General features: G+C 58.9%; 17 protein-coding genes. 5 read left to right on the top strand and 12 right to left on the bottom strand.

Translation table 11 applies throughout. From position 1 onward, the window contains the following. Nucleotides 1–34 precede the first annotated feature (34 nt). Together dapD and dapE are read left to right on the top strand one after the other, a co-directional pair. Nucleotides 35–1,063 (top strand): 2,3,4,5-tetrahydropyridine-2,6-dicarboxylate N-succinyltransferase, encoded by a 1,029-nt coding sequence (dapD, locus tag DYI22_RS04245; protein WP_213476785.1) that lies wholly within the window; start codon nucleotides 35–37, stop codon nucleotides 1,061–1,063. Next, a complete protein-coding gene (gene dapE / locus DYI22_RS04240; RefSeq protein ID WP_213476784.1) occupies nucleotides 1,050–2,186 on the top strand; it encodes a succinyl-diaminopimelate desuccinylase in 1,137 nt (378 codons plus the stop codon). Before dapD ends, dapE begins: the two co-directional genes overlap by 14 nt. Nucleotides 2,187–2,226: 40 nt before the next feature. Here dapE and DYI22_RS04235 read toward each other — a convergent pair whose 3' ends face one another. Then, entirely contained in the window at nucleotides 2,227–2,445 is a 219-nt protein-coding gene (locus tag DYI22_RS04235) for a SlyX family protein (protein ID WP_213476783.1), read from the bottom strand. A gap of 203 nt (nucleotides 2,446–2,648) precedes the next feature. Between DYI22_RS04235 and DYI22_RS17620 the strand changes: the two genes are divergently transcribed. Beyond that, the gene (locus tag DYI22_RS17620; protein ID WP_213476782.1) at nucleotides 2,649–3,173 is read left to right on the top strand and encodes a cold-shock protein; all 525 of its coding nucleotides are present in this window, start codon (nucleotides 2,649–2,651) and stop codon (nucleotides 3,171–3,173) included. Nucleotides 3,174–3,230: 57 nt separating this feature from the next. Here DYI22_RS17620 and DYI22_RS04225 read toward each other — a convergent pair whose 3' ends face one another. The 4 genes from DYI22_RS04225 to DYI22_RS04210 all read right to left on the bottom strand — a co-directional run bounded on the left by DYI22_RS04225 (nucleotide 3,231) and on the right by DYI22_RS04210 (nucleotide 6,974). Then, nucleotides 3,231–3,608: a hypothetical protein gene (locus DYI22_RS04225; protein WP_213476781.1), complete on the bottom strand. Its 378-nt coding sequence runs from the start codon at nucleotides 3,606–3,608 to the stop codon at nucleotides 3,231–3,233. Beyond that, the gene (locus DYI22_RS04220) at nucleotides 3,580–4,983 is read right to left on the bottom strand and encodes a hypothetical protein (protein ID WP_213476780.1); all 1,404 of its coding nucleotides are present in this window, start codon (nucleotides 4,981–4,983) and stop codon (nucleotides 3,580–3,582) included. The genes DYI22_RS04225 and DYI22_RS04220 overlap by 29 nt, the downstream gene beginning before the upstream one ends. A 52-nt stretch (nucleotides 4,984–5,035) precedes the next feature. Continuing rightward, nucleotides 5,036–6,442: a mannose-1-phosphate guanylyltransferase/mannose-6-phosphate isomerase gene (locus DYI22_RS04215; RefSeq protein ID WP_213476779.1), complete on the bottom strand. Its 1,407-nt coding sequence runs from the start codon at nucleotides 6,440–6,442 to the stop codon at nucleotides 5,036–5,038. Between the two features lie 91 nt (nucleotides 6,443–6,533). Next, nucleotides 6,534–6,974: a VOC family protein gene (locus DYI22_RS04210; protein WP_213476778.1), complete on the bottom strand. Its 441-nt coding sequence runs from the start codon at nucleotides 6,972–6,974 to the stop codon at nucleotides 6,534–6,536. A gap of 75 nt (nucleotides 6,975–7,049) precedes the next feature. Here DYI22_RS04210 and DYI22_RS04205 point away from each other — a divergent pair, with 75 nt between their 5' ends. Then, on the top strand, nucleotides 7,050–7,946 hold the full coding sequence (locus tag DYI22_RS04205; RefSeq protein WP_213476777.1) for a DUF1853 family protein: 897 nt from the start codon (nucleotides 7,050–7,052) through the stop codon (nucleotides 7,944–7,946). A 7-nt stretch (nucleotides 7,947–7,953) separates the two neighbouring features. On the opposite strand, the gene DYI22_RS04200 is transcribed toward DYI22_RS04205, so the two are convergent. The 7 genes from DYI22_RS04200 to DYI22_RS04170 all read right to left on the bottom strand — a co-directional run bounded on the left by DYI22_RS04200 (nucleotide 7,954) and on the right by DYI22_RS04170 (nucleotide 17,278). Then, nucleotides 7,954–8,532, bottom strand: a complete 579-nt coding sequence (locus DYI22_RS04200) for an AAA family ATPase (RefSeq protein WP_323132870.1) — start codon at nucleotides 8,530–8,532, stop codon at nucleotides 7,954–7,956. After that, nucleotides 8,516–8,929 (bottom strand): ParD-like family protein, encoded by a 414-nt coding sequence (locus tag DYI22_RS04195; protein ID WP_213476775.1) that lies wholly within the window; start codon nucleotides 8,927–8,929, stop codon nucleotides 8,516–8,518. Before DYI22_RS04195 ends, DYI22_RS04200 begins: the two co-directional genes overlap by 17 nt. Nucleotides 8,930–9,106: 177 nt before the next feature. Beyond that, a complete protein-coding gene (locus DYI22_RS04190; RefSeq protein WP_213476774.1) occupies nucleotides 9,107–9,631 on the bottom strand; it encodes a hypothetical protein in 525 nt (174 codons plus the stop codon). Nucleotides 9,632–9,783: 152 nt separating this feature from the next. Next, the gene (locus tag DYI22_RS17420) at nucleotides 9,784–10,911 is read right to left on the bottom strand and encodes a hypothetical protein (RefSeq protein WP_228300775.1); all 1,128 of its coding nucleotides are present in this window, start codon (nucleotides 10,909–10,911) and stop codon (nucleotides 9,784–9,786) included. Then, nucleotides 10,911–14,381: a toxin VasX gene (locus tag DYI22_RS17415; protein WP_228300774.1), complete on the bottom strand. Its 3,471-nt coding sequence runs from the start codon at nucleotides 14,379–14,381 to the stop codon at nucleotides 10,911–10,913. Before DYI22_RS17415 ends, DYI22_RS17420 begins: the two co-directional genes overlap by 1 nt. A gap of 3 nt (nucleotides 14,382–14,384) precedes the next feature. Continuing rightward, nucleotides 14,385–15,209 (bottom strand): DUF4123 domain-containing protein, encoded by an 825-nt coding sequence (locus DYI22_RS04175; RefSeq protein ID WP_213476773.1) that lies wholly within the window; start codon nucleotides 15,207–15,209, stop codon nucleotides 14,385–14,387. Continuing rightward, the gene (locus DYI22_RS04170) at nucleotides 15,206–17,278 is read right to left on the bottom strand and encodes a type VI secretion system Vgr family protein (RefSeq protein WP_213476772.1); all 2,073 of its coding nucleotides are present in this window, start codon (nucleotides 17,276–17,278) and stop codon (nucleotides 15,206–15,208) included. The genes DYI22_RS04175 and DYI22_RS04170 overlap by 4 nt, the downstream gene beginning before the upstream one ends. A 201-nt stretch (nucleotides 17,279–17,479) precedes the next feature. On the opposite strand from DYI22_RS04170, the gene DYI22_RS17615 reads away from it, so the two are divergent. Continuing rightward, nucleotides 17,480–18,505, top strand: a complete 1,026-nt coding sequence (locus DYI22_RS17615; protein ID WP_213476771.1) for an NADP-dependent oxidoreductase — start codon at nucleotides 17,480–17,482, stop codon at nucleotides 18,503–18,505. Nucleotides 18,506–18,535: the final 30 nt, after the last annotated feature.

Below are 18,535 nucleotides of genomic sequence, written 5' to 3'. Positions count from 1 at the left end.
ACGATTTTTTCAAAACCACAGGAGCAACCATCTGATGAGCTTTGCATTCGGTATCGGTATCGGCAGCCAGAATAATCAGGGCGAATGGCTGGAAGTGTTTTATCAGCAGCCGGTAATGACACCCGACAATGGCCTCATTGATGTGGCTCGCAGCAGCCTCGACTACCAGGGTGGCAACCAGGCGATACTGGCAAATGCGGAGCAGCTGAGCCAGTTTGCCAATGCGCTGCGCCAGGTCGGTGAAACCGATCAGGCCGCCCTGGCAGAAAAAGCAGCCGGCAGTTCCCGCCCGGTGTGCGTGACCATTCTCGATAGCGATGACACCGCCTCCAGCACACCGGAGGTCTACCTGAAGCTGCACCTGATCTCCCACCGTCTGGCCAAGCCCCACGGTCTGAAACTGGACGGCATTTTCGGCCTGCTGCCAAACCTGGCCTGGACCAACGAAGGCGCCATCGACCTGAACGAACTGTCCGATCGCCAGCTAAAGGCACGCCTGGAAGGCCGCACCCTGGAAGTGAAGTCGGTGGACAAGTTCCCGCAGATGACTGATTACGTTGTCCCCAAAGGCGTGCGCATTGCCGACACGGCGCGGGTACGACTGGGCGCGTATGTGGGCGAAGGCACCACGGTCATGCATGAAGGCTTCATCAACTTCAACGCCGGCACCGAAGGCACCAGCATGATTGAAGGCCGCATTTCCGCTGGCGTGATGGTTGGCAAAGGCTCCGACCTGGGTGGCGGCTGCTCCACCATGGGCACCCTCTCCGGCGGTGGCAACATCATCATTTCCGTAGGCGAGAACTGCCTGATCGGCGCCAACGCCGGCATTGGCATCCCGCTGGGTGACCGTTGCAAGGTCGAAGCCGGCCTCTACATCACCGCAGGCACCAAGGTTGCCCTGCTCGACGACAACAACGAACTGGTGGAAATCATCAAGGCACGGGATCTGGCCAACCAGACCGACCTGCTGTTCCGTCGCAACAGCCAGACCGGCGCCGTTGAGTGTAAATCCAACAAATCCGCGATCGAGCTGAACGAAGAGCTGCATGCAAACAACTAATTCCCCGACTCTCGAGCTCGCCATCGACCTGATTCGCCGGCAGTCCGTCACACCGGACGACGCCGGCTGCCAGGACCTGATGATGTCGCGGCTGGCGCCCCTGGGCTTCGCCGGTGAAAACCTGCGCTTTGGCACCACCGACAACCTGTGGGCCCGCAAAGGCTCAGAAGGGCCGGTTCTGGCGTTTGCCGGTCACACCGATGTGGTGCCGACCGGACCGGAGAAGAACTGGGCCCACCCGCCGTTCGAGCCGGTCGTTCAGGACGGCTATCTGTACGGACGCGGTGCGGCTGACATGAAAGGCAGTCTGGCCGCGTTTGTCACCGCCTGCGAGCGCTTTGTTGCCAGATGCCCGGAACACCGCGGCTCCATCGCCCTGCTGATCACCAGCGATGAGGAGGGGCCGGCTCAGGACGGTACCGTCAAGGTCATCGAGACCCTTGAGGCCCGCAATGAGAAGATCGACTGGTGTCTGATTGGCGAGCCTTCCAGCACCCACGAGGTGGGGGATGTCATCAAGAACGGGCGTCGTGGCTCGCTGCACGGTTATCTCACCGTGCGCGGCGTTCAGGGGCACGTAGCCTATCCTCACCTGGCGGAAAACCCGGTCCACACGGTTGCACCCGCGCTAGACGCCCTGGCCCGCGAGTTCTGGGACAACGGCAACGATTTCTTCCCGCCAACCACGTTCCAGATCACCAAGGTGGAAGCCGGCACTGGCAGCAACATCATCCCCGGGGAGTGTCTGGTGCACTTCAATTTCCGGTACTGCACGGAAAACACGGCGGAAAGCCTGGAAGAGAGGGTCGTTGCGATTCTGGACCGCTTCGGTTTCAAGTACGATCTGCAGTGGCACCTGAGCGGGCGACCCTTCCTGACCGACCGTGGCGCACTGGTCTCTGCCAGTCAGAGCGCCATCCGCACAATCACCGGCCGGGAAAGCGAACTGTCCACGTCCGGCGGCACCTCAGACGGGCGCTTCATCGCACCCACTGGTGCCCAGGTTGTCGAACTTGGCCCGATCAACGCCACCATCCATAAGGTGGATGAATGCGTGAAGGCCGCCGACCTGGATACCCTGTCAGAGATCTACGAGCAGATTCTCGAGGAGCTGCTGGCCTGACGGCCGGCTGGGCAACAGACCGCGATGATCAGCCCCGCCCTCAATAATGAGGAGGCGGGGTTTCTTCTTCCTCCCGCTTGATGTTCGAGGGAGAAACTTCCTTAAGCTGCTGATTCAGCAACCGCTTTGCTTCCCACAGTTCACGAATGTCCATTTCCTGTTTGGCAACCTGCTCGCTGAGGGTGTTTATCAGGTCGTCCTGAAACGCCAGCCGGGTTTCCAGCTCGTCCAGCCGTGTTTCCAGATCGTTATTGCTCATCAGTGCCGAAAACCTTTTGATTCGTGTATCTGATTGACCGGTTGCTTGGTCAGCGCTCCCCGTTATCTGGTATCATGCCGCTTTTGCCCGCCACAGCCCGTCATTGTCGGAATCTGGGGCGGTTTTCACCGACCGGATGTGCGATTTTACCCGATATCCGGTTCTTTATCGTTAGCGTTAAAAGTATGGAGATATTTCAGTCAATGCGTAATCCAGCCAAAGCGATCCTTGTTGCTCTCCTGATCGCCATTCCTGCTCCGTTGATTCTTGCCATTTTGCTCTCGTTCACTCCGGAACCGCTTAAACTGATTGCTGCCGGACAGACCCTCGAAGCCCTTGGCGCCACCCGTGGCATCGCAGCCTACGTCATTGCTTTCGTGCTGTTTGGCATTGCCGGCTTCCTGACCGTAGCCCTCGCCGCACGCCAGTCTGGCCAGCGCGCTGCGCGTCCTGCGAAGTCCCGCCCCGGCAACCAGAACTATGACGACGAGGACGATTTCGACGACACCAGCCCGGAAGGCGACGAGGAAGGTACGGTCAAATGGTTCAACGTCAAGAAAGGTTTTGGTTTTATCGTCCGCGACAGCGGCGATGAAGTATTTGTCCACTTCCGCGCCATTCGCGGCCGCGGTCGCCGGGTACTTCGCCAGGGCCAACTGGTGCGTTTCAACGTGGTTGAGGCCGACAAAGGCCTGCAAGCGGACAACGTGTCGATCCTGAGCGACTAACCAGGGCCGCAGTCCGCAAAAAGGGCAGCCGTAGGGCTGCCCTTTTTTGTGGTTCAATCAGTTCCAGACCACCAACTGTTCACCCCGGCTATCCAGCCGCCACCACTTTTCATCTTCCACCGGCTCGCCTTCTTTCCAGTCACCGGGGCTGCAACGCACTTCCACGTCCATGGCCCGCCATGCACTGCGCGCGCACTCCAGATCCGAGTTCCATGGCAGCGAGTCACCTTCCAGCACCAGACAGGTAAAGCGCTTCCCAAAAGCCCCCGGATAGAGGCTTACTCTCACAGCTGCATCAAGGTATCGGCCAACGCCCTTGACGGCCGCCGCCGCAACTTCCCCATCATCCAGCTCCAGCCGATCAAGGTGATTGGCTAACCACTCCGACGCCGCCAGAGGCTCCAGGTCACGAATGTATATTTCGAGGTCCCGCACCCGTTTTTTCTCCTACATCATCATAATGGCCAACATAGTGACCCGGGCCGGGGCGCGCTGCAACCCAACGTTCCAGTTCCTGACGCAGGTCTTCCGTGGTGAGCGTGCGAAGGCTTCCCGACGCCCGGCGTTCGTGCCAGTCAACCTCCGCCGCCGCTCTTTCAAGTTCTGTCTTCGCCAGATTGCCTTCCAGCTCATCCGTCGGTTGCTGTCTTGCCAAGGCCACCAGGGTTTGCCGGCGCATGGTATCTGCCTGCCCCTTCAATGCCAGCGCCGCGGTCGGTCCACGATTGGCAAACAGATTCAGGCGGGCGGCTGAGCGAGCCACCCACTGCAACATGTGCCCCGGAGCGGCGACCGACTCGCTGCGACAACCTGCGGCATAGGCAATCACCCCGCTCGAGAACCGGACATTCCACTGCTTTTCGATTACCGGTTGATGCGCCGTCAGAATGGACTTCCGTTGCAGGTAACCACAGGCGGGCATATCAAGCACATCCATGGACCGGCCCAGCCATTGCTCAAGGCCCCTCACCGAATCAGGCGACTGCACCCCCTGAGGCCCCAGCAAAAGTACCGGCCCCTGCCACGACTGAATCAGCTGCGCTGCCAGACTGTCCCAGCGCGCGGCCAGGGCCATGAGGTCGGCCGGCGACACGTTATCCAGAATCAGCGCCGGCCAATCCCGGCGAGGTATGGCATTGGCGGGAACCGCCGGGTGATCATCGGAAACCAGCTCCGACTCCCTTCGCAGATCAAGCTCTACGTAACCGGCCTCCAGGCACGGCAACAACGCCTGCAGCCAGGAGGTCTTGCCGGTGCCCCGGTCGCCCCGCAGCCAGATCAGCGTTGAGGGGGAGGCCGCCAGGGTGATCGCCACTTCCTCAGCAAGCGCCAGCCAGCCCAGATCGCTGAGCACCACTGGCAAAGGGTCTTCGTCAGGAGAGTCCGCTCGCTGACCAGCCCACCCCGACAACGGCCACTCACCCACCATTTCCAGAACTGCCACATAGGCTTTTTCCTGCAACCGTTCTGCCGCCGACGTCAATGCAGCCATCAGCAGCGGCCAGTCCAGCCAGGCGGCATCAGACATTTCGCGGGCACAGGCAAACCAATAGAGCAGTTGCGAGGAGAGCTGCCCCTCTCCCCCAACCTCGGTCACAATGGGCTGTTCACACTGGATGGTACGCACCAGTTCGTCGAGGTCGACGCCCCGGGCTTTGAGAAAAGCCGCCACGACCGGCTCGTCCTCGACCAGTTCCAACAAGAAATCTTCTGCGGTGATTGCGAAACCGCCGCGGTGGGCAACGCTGTCCCTAGCGCGTTGCAGTGCGGTTTGGCATAAGGGGCTCAGGCATCCCTGCCAGTCATCCATTCAGCATCTCCTTTGCTTGTGTGCCTGCCCGTCCTGGGCCGGCGAACTCCGCTCAAACGCGGTTGTAGGTGTCCTCGAAGCGAACGATGTCGTCCTCGCCCAGGTAGCTCCCGGTCTGCACTTCGATCAGTTCCAGCGGAATCACGCCGGGATTGGTCAACCGGTGTGTGACCCCAAGCGGGATATAGGTGGACTGGTCCTCGGTCAGCAGCAGGGTTTCCTCACCCCTGTTTACGGTGGCTGTTCCTTTCACCACCACCCAGTGCTCCGCCCGATGATGATGTTTTTGCAACGACAGGGACGCGCCCTGTTTCACGGTAATCCGCTTGACCTGAAAGCGCTCGCCCATGGCAATGCCTTCGTAGGTACCCCAGGGGCGATGAACCTTTTTGTGGAAGCGGTGCTCAAGGCGGCCCTGAGCTTTCACTTGAGCCACCAGTTTCTTGACGTCCTGAACACGGCTGCGGTCGGCCACCAGGACCACGTCGTCGGTTTCCACAATCACATGATCCGTGACGCCAAGGGCGGCAATCAGTCGGCCTTCGGAGTGGATATAGGAGCCCGACACATCCTCGGTAATCACGTCGCCCCGACACACGTTGCCGTTGTCATCCTGCGGCTGGATCTCCCAGAGCGCGGACCAGGAGCCAACGTCGGACCACCCCGCATCCAGAGGCACCACCACCGCATCACGGGTTTTCTCCATGACGGCATAATCGATGGAGTCGTCCGGGCAGCTCTCAAAGGCCGCTTTGCCCACCCGGGTAAAGTCCAGGTCAGCCTGCTTGCCACTCCAGGCTTCGCGGCAGGCCTTCAGCATTGCCGGATTGTGTTTCTCCAGTTCCTGCAGGTACCGGTCGGCACGGAACAGGAACATACCGCTGTTCCACAGGTAATCGCCTTCAGCCAGATAGCGCTCCGCGGTGGCTTCGTCGGGTTTTTCCACAAACGCGGCAACGTCCTGGTAACCGCCGTGATCGGTGCCCGCCTTGATGTAGCCATAGCCGGTGTGGGGTGCCGAGGGCACGATGCCGAAGGTCACCAGCTTGCCGGAACGGGCCGCATCCGCACCTTTGGTCACCGCGTCGCGAAACGCCGGAAGATTTTTCAGCACGTGATCCGAGGGCATCACCAACAGCAGTTCATCGGGTTGCTCTTCCGCTGCGGCGAGCGCGGCCAGTGCAATGGCCGGGGCCGTGTTACGCCCCACCGGTTCCAGAATAATGCCTGCAGTGCGCTCCGGAGCCTGCGCCTGAAGCTGTGCCGCAACCACAAAACGGTGCTCCTCATTGGTGATCGCCATCACGCGGGCGCTGCTGTCCAGCGCCAAACCCCGCTCAATGGTCTCTGCAAGCAGGGAATCGTCGGACACAACCGGCAAGAACTGTTTTGGGTAAGCCTCTCGGGAGAGCGGCCACAGGCGGGTGCCTGAACCGCCAGACAGAATCACTGCAAGCATGGGTCATCCTTGGTTGAACGTTTTTGCGAATTTTAGCTGAAAGCTACGGTGTTTCCCATTGCGGGCATTTCATGGCGGTGGCGCAACACCGCTACCAGGTACCGGTGTTCGCCATACTGGCCCAGGGTTCTCTCGGCTCGAGGGCCTCACCTTTTTGCAGCAGCTCGATGGAAATCCCGTCCGGTGACCGCACAAACGCCATATGGCCATCCCGTGGCGGGCGGTTGATCGTCACCCCGTTCGCCTGTAGATGCTCACACAGCCCATAGATGTCGTCCACACGATAGGCAAGGTGACCGAAATTACGACCGCCGGTGTACTCCTCCGGATCCCAGTTGTAGGTGAGCTCAATCATCGGCGCTCTGTCCTCACGGGCGCGCGCCTCATCATCCGGCGTAGCAAGGAACACCAGAGTGAAACGCCCCCTCTCGCTGCTTTTACGGCTGATCTCAACCATTCCCAACAGGTCGCAGAAAAAGTGCAGGGTCTCGTCCAGGTTGCTCACCCGAATCATGGTGTGAAGATATTGCATGTAACCTCCTTCGGGACAGCCTTAATGACGGTTTGAGGGTCTTACCCTGAAGACAGTTTACGGTATTCTTGCCGGATGGATGCAAAAACAGCACAAGACCTGAGATCAGAACTGACCAAGCCGGCCATCCGGCATCTTGCCTGGCTGTGCCAGGCCCCGCAGTTATTGAAATCCCCACTGAGCTTTGAGCCGGGGCGATACCTCTCTGGCGATGCCTTCAATCTGCTCCAGGCCTGGGATCGCAATCCCGAAACAGCTCCCGCACGGTTGAGGGAAACGCCTCCCAGGCGACTCGGGTTCTATTTCGAGCGGCTTTATCAAGTGTTACTGGAGGACTTGCTGGGCTGGAACATTCTTTTGCAGAATCAGCAAATCCAGTCGCAAGGGCGAACCGTCGGTGAGCTGGACTTTGTGGTGCACAACCGGTCTGAGGATCGAATAGAACATCACGAGATTGCCATAAAATACTATCTCGGGTTTCGGGACGCTGGCGGGAAAACCCTTTGGTACGGCCCAAATTCCAAGGACCGCCTTGACCTGAAAACCGACCAGATGCTGAACCGGCAAAGCCAGCGAACCGGACTGCCTGAGGCACAGGCAGTGCTTGCGGAGGCCGGCATCGTGACCCCGGTCACACCTCGAATCTTCATGCCCGGATACCTGTTCTACCCCGTTGAAACGAGCATTGTCGTTCCCGACACGGTACCCGCCAATCACCTCCGTGGGCATTGGCGTTATCTCTCACAGGTGAGCTCAGCGGATACTGGCAACTGGGTGGTCCTGAACAAACCCCACTGGATCGGCCCCTGGAGTCAGCCTGAACCGCCGGTCGCCTCACAGGTAGCGGCGGCGCTGGAGACCATCCGCGTGCACAACGTTCCGCTGCTGTTCGCGAAACTGGAACAAAACTCCGCCAGCGGACTCTGGCAAGAAACCGACCGGTTGTTCGTGGTGCCAGACAGCTGGCCATAACCGGCGATCAGGCATCAATCAGGTCCCTTGCCCACTGCGGCAGCGCCTCCTGAAACGATTGCCACTGGCCGTCTTGCCATGCCGCAACCCGCACGTAGGGCTTTTCAAGGCTGCTGTTATCGACAAGATGCAGCTCATCCGCCAGGCCTACGCAGAGACGCAGATTGGCCAGCGACCGGGGTATTCTTGCCTCAATCTTGACCTCCGGAACACTGTGCCCCCCGGATTTTACGCGGGACGCCACACGGGCCTTGTTCAAGGACGCCAATTCCAGGTGGAAATAGAAGATGCGGATGCGGAAACCGGCCGCTTTCGCCGCGCCGACAAAATCGACTTTAGAAGGATGGGAAAAAACGGTTTCGAAACAGAAGCTCCGGCCTTCCTCCAACAGCCGGAACCGTTCCCGTTCGGCGATCAGGGCCGCTTCATAGCTGTGTTTTTCGGGCGCATCCGGCCACACGCTACGAGCAATGTTGTCGGCATTGACCAGAGGAATCCTGCGGCGTGCCAGGAATCGCTCATAGAACGTTGTTTTTCCAGCCCCATTACCCCCGACCAGCAGCCAGAGCTCAGGCTGCGTTGTCACGGTCACTCAGCGCCTCAAACCGCCCGTTGCGGAACTCCCCCACTTCCCGCGAGCCATCCGCGTAGATTGCCTCCAGATAGCCGGGCTTATCACCAGACGCCTGATACACCGTCCGCCCCCGGCCAATCGCGCGGCCCAAATCACCGCTCTCACGCGCCTGATCCACCTCGGCCCAGAGGTCATCACTGGTCAAAGACTCCGCCACCACTGGCTCCACTTTCACCTGGCGAATTCCCTGAAGAATCGCGATCAGATCCTCGGCACTTACTTCACCAGCCACGGCGCGCCCTATTTCCGCCCAGTACTCAATCTGTTTGGGGGTTGAGCGCCGGTTCACCGCACCCTCGGCTGCGGCGTAACGAACCAGAATATCGTCAAGACGAACGGCGGTTGTCATGGTGGCCTCCTCAGAATTCTACTCAATGAGTTTCAGGTTACCACAACTGTTGCATTCTGCAACACAGAGCCCAGACAGACATCGTTGCACTATTACCTCACCTGCCTTGGGCACATTCACTACATTGATTTCTCGCACTCTCGACCACTATCACTATTGCAGAACTCATCGAAGCTGTTACTCGAAGATGTACGTTCCGCATTCATCCTTCTTCACATCCATAAAACCCATGTGAGGAAATAGACGAGTCTTGACCAAATATGCCAGAACGCCCCCGGCGGCGGCCAACGAGACACCCACAATCGAGACAACCGGGAAACGGTTGAAGAAATAGACATAGCCGGCGAGAACGCTAGCGCACAGTAAGATAAATGAGGCGTATCCAGTAAAGGACATCCTGAACAGACCGCCAAAATAGAAAATCGTCAAAATGAACGTTGCGACAATTCCTTGCCACCCGAACTCCTCATCTATCGGGACCACATTGGAGTAGAGCACCCAGATCCCGAAACTCGCCTGAAGCAGGCAGAGCGCCAGGAGGACTCGGTTAATCAGGAGGGTTCCTGCTGAGGACGAATCAGGCTCGCACGTTGCAATCTTCTGAGCCAGACGCATTTGATTGCCCGACTGCTTTTTGAGCTGCTCGAAGATCTCATATCGGCTTAGTCCCTGCTTCATCAGATCTTCTATTTGGCGATCCATAGTTTACCCTCCTTGTAGTATCAAATCGGCCAAGCCTCGGCCGGCCGCTGCTTTCGGTATTCTTCCATAGAGATCTTGCCCAGTTGCGGTGTCAGCTTGCATAGGGATATTTTGCATACTGGGTTGTGTCCAGCCGCACGATTAACGCTCGGTTAGGCCGACATCGATGCTACACCTGAGAACTCCTCATCAACCTGGGCAAAGATCTCGGTAACCGGCCTCTGTGGATCCGCTTTTCGCAGCTCCAGTACTCGCTTACTTTGGCGCTTTAGTTCCTCGCTGGGTTTGGACCACTGGTCTTCCGGTAGCGATTCAGACCACTCCAACATGGCCTTGGGCAGTGTTTTCCGACTCATGCGCTTGATCTTCCTGACCTCCCACTCCACCAGCCGGTTCGGGATGGTCCAGAAAGTGATCAGGTGGTACAGGTACCAGCCGGTCAGGTAGAACATCCCCCGCTTGCCTTCCCGGAATTCTTCATGAAGACGTTTCCGGGAATTGCGGAAAACATGGACACCCTCCCAGGGCGGATCACCCGGGCCCTGGAGTTCAAATGGATCCTGGATTTCTTTCAGGGTATGGACTTCGTACTCCATGTACGCCCGGATGGCCTCCCAGGTACTGATAGCCTGGGGCTGGCCGTAGGTTTCAAACTCCAGGGTGTATTTCTCGCCCGTTTCCGGGTGATAGAAGCCAATGCCGAAGCCGTATTGGCGTTGCACGCCATATTCGGTAACGCCCTGGGCTTCCGTCACCCAGGCGACCAGCTCTTCCCAAGGGACAAAGATCGGTTCTTTCTGCCCCTCCGGCACGAAACACACTTCTCGGCGTTGGCGGTTGAAGCGGGTGGGGATTACGTTTTTTAGTTTGGCATAAGCCTGCCAGCGAGGTAGGGAGAGTATGAAGAAGCCAAAGAGCCCTCCCCAGAAACCGAGCCAGAAAGTAATGTCAAACACACCCTGGAGAGCATGAATCCCGTCGGGCCAACCGTTTCCTAGCCAATAAAACATCAGAAAAGCCATCAAAGGGACAAAAAAGGCAGTAAACAAAAAACAAAAAAATGGGCCGCCCAGTGTCATTTGCCAACCGAACACTGATGTCGCCCCCGTTCCAAAATCCAGGTAGCAGTCATTCACTTCCCCCACCGCATGGCCATGATCCACCGGCGGCACCCCGGTTGGCAGGGGCCTGGGTGCCAGAAAGGTTAACCGTCCGCTCGGAAAAGGCTCGGAAAGACCCGCGCGGGGCGGCTGTTCGGGCTGGGCATTCTTGGGGTCCATTAAAGTCCATCCGTCACTAGGAGTGGCTGGCGGAGTCGCCACCAGGAAATCTCTGCTTTCGGAGCCTCCTGCACGGGTGTCAGGGGATACTGACTATCCGGAGTCACCTTCAGCATATAAACGGCACCGGTATAGGCTCCATCTTCCTGCAATGTTTCAAGCTTAACCATCAAGCCCAGGTCCCTGGTGCGGATGCCATGCTGGGTCTTCTCATGGGCCGGAGGCCTGAAAGCCAATTGCAGGTGACCGGTATCGGCCGACTGCTCCAGGCTACCCAAGATGGCACCGGTACAGGGTACCCAGGTTTCCGGCTGGAGGGAGAACATTCCCCTTCGCCCAGGCTGGATGCGCCATGCGGCGATGGATAGCTGGTGGGGCGCCTTGCCTTCCAGGGGCTCCACCAAGCTGTCCGCCGCCAAACCGTGGCAGTTTAACCGTAACCTGGAAGGTTCTTCATCCTCGCCGGGCACTTCGTCAAGTGTGACACTGTTGCCAATCCGGGCAAAGGCCTCTACATAGTCGTCAAGCGAGCCATTGTGGACCTGCTCGGCCTCCCGTGACCAGGGCGTGGTTTGCAGCCATTTATCCCGCTCGCTCAGGTTGTAGCGGTTATACAACCAGGTACCCCCCAATTCAAAAACCGTGAACACCAGCCCCGCCACGTTCAGGCGGGCAAACAGGCCGGACAAGGTCCGGCCGGCAGTAGCCCACGCCACGGCCTTGTTTTCAGCCCCTCGTGCGGCAACTGCCTGAATAAACGATTGACCAGTCCGGTACAGCCCGTAGGTATTAGTACCCGCCAGACCACCACTGCCAACCATGCCCAGCACTGCACCAGTCTGAGCTTCGACATTGCCGGACTGGACCGCTCTCAACCAGTTTTCACGGTGTTTATAGGCACTAATGCCGGCACTAAAGGCTCCAAACAGATAGGCAGGAATGCCCAGCCCCACATGCAGCTTACCCATTCGGATATTCACACCAGTCATAGCGGTGCGCTGCCAAGCATCGGCCAGGGCTCTTGCTCTGGCACCATAGGCAGTGTCAATGATTCCCTGAGCCGCCAGAAAGCCTGCAGCAGAGGTAGCAAGGGCACTTTCAGCAAACTGGACATAACTTCGATCAGTAGAGCTTTGCTCTTTGCCCTCACTAACGGCGCGGACAAGATTAACCAACTGCGCAAGGAACACCATCACCCCAAGCCCATCACCCATCAAACTCACCCGGGGAGCCGAGTCCAAGCCCTGCCGGAAATGCCCAACCAATCGTCCAACTTCCTGCTGGGCCAGTGGCGGCGGAACCAACGTTATTCCAGCACGGCCGGTGACGGCCGGTTCCAGTTTCAGGCCGGTGTCGGTTTCCTCGACCGGGCTGAGGGCGGCGGCCACGCGTTTACCGATTTCACGGTGTTCTTCGCGGGTGGCCTTGAATTCAGTCACCAACTCCTGAGCCCTTTCGGAACGATGGCCATGAGTGGATTTAGCAACCTCATGGTCGTTCTGAAGCTGCTTCATCTGTTGATCCAGCTGCAGCATCTGTCTGAGGTTGTCCCGGAAGGTCGCCAACTCACTTGCAGAAGCAAAGCGGAATTCCGCCTTGCCCTGGTCTATGGCGTCCAGCATGCGCCGCTTGAAAAAATACGGCAGGTCCCGGAACAGATCATCCAGCTCCGGCAGGGTCTGGCTGTTGATGGCCTTGTAGAGTTCTCCAACAGCACGCCCCTTTGCCCGCGCAATAGCCGGGGCTAGAGTGTCCCCCACCCCCTCTGCTTTTTGTTGGATCTGCCGAGAGTACTGGGAATAATCCGGAAGCTTGCCCTGCTCCGCCGCTTTCACCCGCTGGATCCACTCCGCCGCCTTGGTAACCACGGCGTAGCCAGCGGAACCAACCGCTACATAGGTTTTGGCCAGTTCACCGTCTTCGGAGCGGTCATTCTTTGGTAGGGTCTGGAACAGAGGGAGGCTGTATTGGGGGTTTTGTTCCAGCCACTGCAACACCCCATCACTCGCCTCGTCCGAACGGCAGATGTCTTTCCGGCAGGCGTATTCCAGGTCCAGGGCTGCCTCGATCTGCACTTCGTCTTCCGGGTCAAAATACCACGCGGCCTGGTGATAGCGGTTGTCTGTCAGCAGTAGAATACGATCACTGGTTATATCCGTCAGCAGTGACTGCCAGCGGGCCAGCTTCTCCCGCTGGCTGGCCATGAACTGGTCCATGGTCTCACGGTCGATCAGGTCATTAATTCCGCGGTGTCCAAAACCGCGCCCTTCCAGAGCCGCTTTCAATCTATCACGGTGCTCCTTCTCCAAGGCGACAATGCCCTCAATGTGGGAGTCCACGAAATCCGGCCTGGCCCCTTCCATGGCTTGTCGCAGGTACCACTCGTCGACCGCTCTCTGCATCTTGGGAAGGATGCCGTAGGCGTTGGTCTGGTTGGCTGTACTCCGGATCTCTTCAACCCTTGATTTAACGTCAGGGGGCAGCGACGCATCATTGGGGCCGGGTCTCGCTTCATCCTCGAGTTGCCTCAATGCTGCCAGCAATGCCGACTGGGTGTTTGAACGGTCGCTTTCCGGCATGGCTTCCAGGTCCTGCCGCATGGAGACAATGTCGGGGTGATCTGAATTGGCCACCATGGAATCCAGCCCCTGTTCGTCCAGCAGGGTCATGGATTCAACCAGTGTGCCAAGAAAATAGTCTCGCTCGTCGTCTCCCTCGCTTGTCCACCCTTCGATCCAGCCAACCACATCATCCTGGTGCTGGGCCAGGTCCAGCATCACGCCCAAGTCGTCCCTCACCACAAGGCAGAGGCAATTGGACACATCGTCGATGGACTGCTGTTTGATCAGCTTGCCGAACCGGCTCTTGTGGTAATAGGGCTGATTCTCCCAGTAATAGGATTCACCTTCCTGCGGGTGGGCGCCTTCGGGGGACTCCGGGATACCGTCTTCGGAAAACTCGGCCACCCATTCCCTGGCCTGATCGGGGGTCAGCAGGTATTCACCGCCGCTCAGTGGCGAGGCACTGGCCAGATCGACTCTCTGCAGCAGCGCATCACGCTCTTGTGGGTCGTCCAGTACTTGTGCTTTCTTGCGGGCAGTCCATGCCAGTTCCGAGAAGGCAATGTACAGCGTATGGGATACCGGGTACTCCAGCTTGCCGTCGTTGTGGCCCGTCAGTTCACCGTTTTCATGCAGGTACTCGTGGAGTTCCCCGGTATCGGCGTCCAGTACATAAAGGTAGCCATGCCTCAGGAGGCGGTAGCCGAGGGGGCGGGAGGTCAGCGAGTAAGGGTACCCGGGGTCTGTATCAGCGGGTGCAACCTCCACTCGGCCATACCGAATGGGCAGCAGGTGAACGGTTTGCAGTAGTGGGCATGAAGCGGGTTCATCAATAGGGGTGCCTGGCTGTTCCCAGCACAAAAGATCGTTGCTCGTCCGGTCGTCAGTGGGGCGTTGAATGCGTGTCATTGTTCATCCTTGATCCAATGGGAGTGCCGTTTCCATCACGGCATTGCTATCGGCTGGTCGTGACAATGTTGCGAACAGGAATTGCATCACCTCCCGCAAGTTGTCGCACCCGTTGCCAAGTGCGTTTTCCAGCACTCTCTCCAGTACCGGGTAGACATCCCTCAAATCAGGGCCACCCAACTGGTTGCGCACCGACTCATCCAGGTTGTTCCATATCTGCAGTGCGCCTTTGCGCCGATTGAAAGCTTCGAAAGCACTCTTCAGGTCCGGCGAGACTATCAATTTTCCGGGCTGGTCACCGGCGCTGCCATGCTGAACAGTTGGGGGCTCGACAAGATGCCACTGTTCGCTGACACGATCCGGAATAATCAACCGATCTACCGCTTTGGTGGGAAAACAAGGCAGGTTGCCCCCGATCACCGTCTTGGCCAGCGCCGGATGGGCAATACGCACCAGTTCATCGCAGCCCGGTGCCATTTCTACTTGCAGGTGGGATCGCATCCAGAGGGTGCAGCTAGCACGGTCTGTGGCTGAGATAAGCAAGTAGCCCTGCTCTTGCATAGCCCCCTGTTCCAGGAACCCCTTCAGCACCGGGTCTTCCGGCCCACTGAGCCATACAAGCCAAGGCGACAGGTCCGAAACCGCCTCCCAACGGGTGGCAACGTAGAGGCACTCCGCGTCAACAGACCGACCACTGGCCCACTGGTATATCTGTTCACCGAGCTCCGGGATAGCGACGCCATCAAGGACAAGCCCGACAGGGCCCCGGCCAGGCCAGTCAACATGGGAAAACGGTGACTCCGACAGGGGCCAACTGTTCCGATTCATAAGTTCTGCTCCTCACAAACCGGGCAAGTTGCATTCCCCTTCCTGAGCGCAGCAAGCTGGGACTCCACATTGATGACCGGGGCGTTTTCCCGCTGTTCGACCTCCGCCAGCGCCTCCTGCTCGGGTTTGGCGGGCTGGTCACCCTCAATTATCTGCGGCATTTCCGCCATCACTACACCCTGCCCCGAACCACTGCCCGGTGAACCACCCGAATTAATCTTGATCCCCGGCCCCGCCAGCGTCACGCCACTTGGGTCCAGCTTCAGCAGGCTGCCACCCGCCGAAATGGTTAGCTCAGCGCCAGCATCCAGAACCACTTTGGCGCCGGCTTTGTGGTGCACTTCTGTGCCCGCTTCACTAAGGGTGCCTTTGCCGGATTTCTGGTGGAAGGTGCCGGCAATGCTTTGGCTGCAGTCGGCGCCGACAGACTCTCTCTTTTCGCCATCTACGGTGCAGTGGTCATTGCTTTTGATATGGCTGAAGGCGTTCTTTTCGACGGTGCAGTGGCTGTCGTTACTGATGACTTCCGTGCGGTTGTGTTCTGTCAGCAAGTCCAGGTCTTTCTGGGCGTGGAGGTAGATCTGTTCCTGGTCCGCTTCGTCTTCAAACCGTAGTTCGTTGCTGCCCTCACCCTTGTGGGTCTGGGTTTTCAGGGTGGTTCTTGTCTTGTGTTGCGGCAGCGCGTACGGCGGCGTGTTGGTGGCGTGATAGGTACGGCCGGTAATGATCGGCTGGTCCGGGTCTCCGTCCAGGAAGCTGACGATGACTTCGTGGCCGATTCTGGGCAGTGCCATAAAGCCATATTGGCCTCCGGCCCAGCCCTGGCTGACTCTTAACCAGGCACTAGAGTGTTCGTCGTTCTTTGAGTAGCGATCCCACGGGAATCTTACTTTGACTCTTCCGTGTTCGTCGCAGTGGATTTCTTCGCCTTCGGGGCCGGTGACGATGGCCATCTGTGGGCCGTCCATCAGCGGGCGATGCTCGATCTGCGGGCGCCAGGGGCGGTCGGCGGGCACGGCGCTGAACCGGTTGCTGTAACTGGTGGGGTCGGAACCGCCCTCTTCTTCCAGGGCTTGAGGCTGTTTGCCGGTGTGGACGATGCCGGTGAGCAGCCATTCCCGGTTCAGGGGATCGCTGTCGTGGTCGGTGAGGGCCACTTTGGCACCGGGGGTGAAGTCGGCGCGGTTGCTTTCGCCACTGGCGGTGCTGGCGTCGTTGCGCAGAGCCTCCAGCCTGGCATCGGTGAAGGGCTGACCGCTGGCGTCGGCCTTGAAGCGGCCGGGGTACTGGTAATTCTGGTAATCGTCGCGGTGGTTGAGGTCGGCACCGGCGCTTTCGTGCATCAGCGCGTAGGCGGGGTTCTTGAAGGTGTAGTCCTTCATGGCGACGGAGCTGGTGCACACCCGTTCCTGGTAGGCGAAGCGGAACACACAGGGAGTTTTGGCGCTGCCGCCGGCTTTGGCATTGTATTCCACGACGTCAAGTTTCGGGGCGTCACCGTGGTGATCGGCGATGACCAGGGCGGGTTGTTCGCTGCCGTCCACCGAGCCGTGCTGGTAGCGATAGTGCCAGCCTTCCTCGGCGGCCATGCGCTCGACAAAGGCCAGGTCGCTTTCCCGGTGCTGGACGCAGTATTCCCGCTCTTCTGGGCTACGTTTCAGATCAAACACGGTATCGACGATGCCGCGCTCTTCCAGCAGGGTGCGCACGATGGCGTCGGTGGTCTGGGTCTGAAAGATGCGGCTGTTGTGCATCATGCCCAGTCGCCACAGGGCTGGCTGGAAGATGATCTCGTAGCGGGTGCGGCGGTGGCCGCTGTCGCCGCGGGCGAATTCGTTGGCTACGCCGGTGAAGCGGCGCAGGGGCGCGCTGTCCTGCCACACCACCAGATCCACGGGTTGCTCCAGTACATCCGCGGCAGACACCGACGGGTCGGTGCTGGCCAGCGCCAGTGCGCCGTGAAACAGTCCGGAAAGGCGTTCGGTCAGCTCGAAGCCGACAACGGAAAAATGGTCAGAGGAAAATTCGCCAATGGTGGCGGTGAACTGCAGTCCGCTTGCCTGGGGCATGTCTTCGGTCCCTGAAGATAGGTATGTGGTTCCATGCTCATCCTGAGCGTGGCAGATTATAACGGCCACGCCCAGGAATGTAACCCCGACGAACCCGAGATGAGAGGTTGACCCCAAACCCAATCTGCTGCATTCTCAAACCACTCGAATCTGGTTTCATTACGCAACCGATAATCACCTACAGTGCAACGGAGAGTGTCAGTGAGCGACTATACAAATCACGCAGTGGTGCTTAAGCAACGCCCCCAGGGGGAAATTCAGGACGGCGACCTAGTGATGGAAGAGCGCCCCGTTCGCACTCCGGGGGAAGGCGAAGTGGTCGCCCAGGTTCTTTGGCTGTCCCTGGACCCCTACATGCGCCCGCGCATGAACGACGCCAAGGGTTACATGGATCCGATCGCCATTGATGAAGTGATCGTGGGCGAGATTGTCGCGCGGATCGTGGAATCCCGCTCCGATAAACTTAAGGTCGGCGATCTGGTGACCTGTTATTCCGGCTGGCAGGAATATGTGACGTTCCCGGCGGATGCGCCGATGGTCTACAGGATCGAGCAGAAAGAGAATGTCCCGCTGCAGACCTACCTTGGCGTGGCCGGCATGCCGGGTCGAACCGGGTATTGCGGCCTGATGTATGTGGGCAAGCCCAAAGCCGGTGAAACCGTGGTGGTGTCTGCGGCATCCGGCCCGGTTGGCACCGTTGTGGGCCAGACAGCAAAAAAGGAAGGCTGCCACGCTGTAGGCGTGGCCGGTGGGCCGGAAAAATGCCGGTTTGTGGTCGAAGAACTGGGGTTTGATGCCTGTGTGGATTACAAAGCGGGCAATCTGGAAAGTGATCTTAAAGCGGCCTGCCCCGATGGCATTGATATCTATTTCGAGAACGTGGGCGGCGCAGTGACCCGCGCGGTGGCCCCATTCCTTAATCCGGGCGCGCGCGTGCCCATCTGTGGTTATGTGTCAGCCTACAACGCCACCGATATGGCCGAAGTGGAAACCCCATTCCACGTGCTGAAAGCCCTGGACCCGGTTCCGGAGCATCGCTTCTTCCTGGTGACCGAATGGCAGGACAAGCATCAGGAAATCACCAGCATCCTGACGGACCGCATTGCCAGCGGCGAACTGAAATATCAGGAGACAGTGGCTGAAGGACTGGAGAACGCGGTTGACGCATTCAAAGGCATGCTGAAAGGCAAGAACTTTGGCAAGCAGCTGGTGCATATTGCTGATTAAGGGCCAGACGCTTCACCAGCCTGTTAACGG

Source organism: Marinobacter lipolyticus (assembly GCF_018424605.1).
Lineage (GTDB): Bacteria > Pseudomonadota > Gammaproteobacteria > Pseudomonadales > Oleiphilaceae > Marinobacter > Marinobacter lipolyticus_B.
This window is presented reverse-complemented; position numbering and strand designations above follow the sequence as displayed.

Excerpts from the sequence above, each read along its gene's own strand:
- dapD (WP_213476785.1), top strand. The coding sequence starts at position 35 with ATGAGCTTTGCATTCGGTATCGGTATCGGCAGCCAGAATAATCAGGGC.
- dapE (WP_213476784.1), top strand. The coding sequence starts at position 1,050 with ATGCAAACAACTAATTCCCCGACTCTCGAGCTCGCCATCGACCTGATT.
- DYI22_RS04235 (WP_213476783.1), bottom strand. The coding sequence starts at position 2,445 with ATGAGCAATAACGATCTGGAAACACGGCTGGACGAGCTGGAAACCCGG.
- DYI22_RS17620 (WP_213476782.1), top strand. The coding sequence starts at position 2,649 with ATGCGTAATCCAGCCAAAGCGATCCTTGTTGCTCTCCTGATCGCCATT.
- DYI22_RS04220 (WP_213476780.1), bottom strand. The coding sequence starts at position 4,983 with ATGGATGACTGGCAGGGATGCCTGAGCCCCTTATGCCAAACCGCACTG.
- DYI22_RS04215 (WP_213476779.1), bottom strand. The coding sequence starts at position 6,442 with ATGCTTGCAGTGATTCTGTCTGGCGGTTCAGGCACCCGCCTGTGGCCG.
- DYI22_RS04210 (WP_213476778.1), bottom strand. The coding sequence starts at position 6,974 with ATGCAATATCTTCACACCATGATTCGGGTGAGCAACCTGGACGAGACC.
- DYI22_RS04205 (WP_213476777.1), top strand. The coding sequence starts at position 7,050 with ATGGATGCAAAAACAGCACAAGACCTGAGATCAGAACTGACCAAGCCG.
- DYI22_RS04195 (WP_213476775.1), bottom strand. The coding sequence starts at position 8,929 with ATGACAACCGCCGTTCGTCTTGACGATATTCTGGTTCGTTACGCCGCA.
- DYI22_RS04190 (WP_213476774.1), bottom strand. The coding sequence starts at position 9,631 with ATGGATCGCCAAATAGAAGATCTGATGAAGCAGGGACTAAGCCGATAT.
- DYI22_RS17420 (WP_228300775.1), bottom strand. The coding sequence starts at position 10,911 with ATGGACCCCAAGAATGCCCAGCCCGAACAGCCGCCCCGCGCGGGTCTT.
- DYI22_RS17415 (WP_228300774.1), bottom strand. The coding sequence starts at position 14,381 with ATGACACGCATTCAACGCCCCACTGACGACCGGACGAGCAACGATCTT.
- DYI22_RS04175 (WP_213476773.1), bottom strand. The coding sequence starts at position 15,209 with ATGAATCGGAACAGTTGGCCCCTGTCGGAGTCACCGTTTTCCCATGTT.
- DYI22_RS04170 (WP_213476772.1), bottom strand. The coding sequence starts at position 17,278 with ATGCCCCAGGCAAGCGGACTGCAGTTCACCGCCACCATTGGCGAATTT.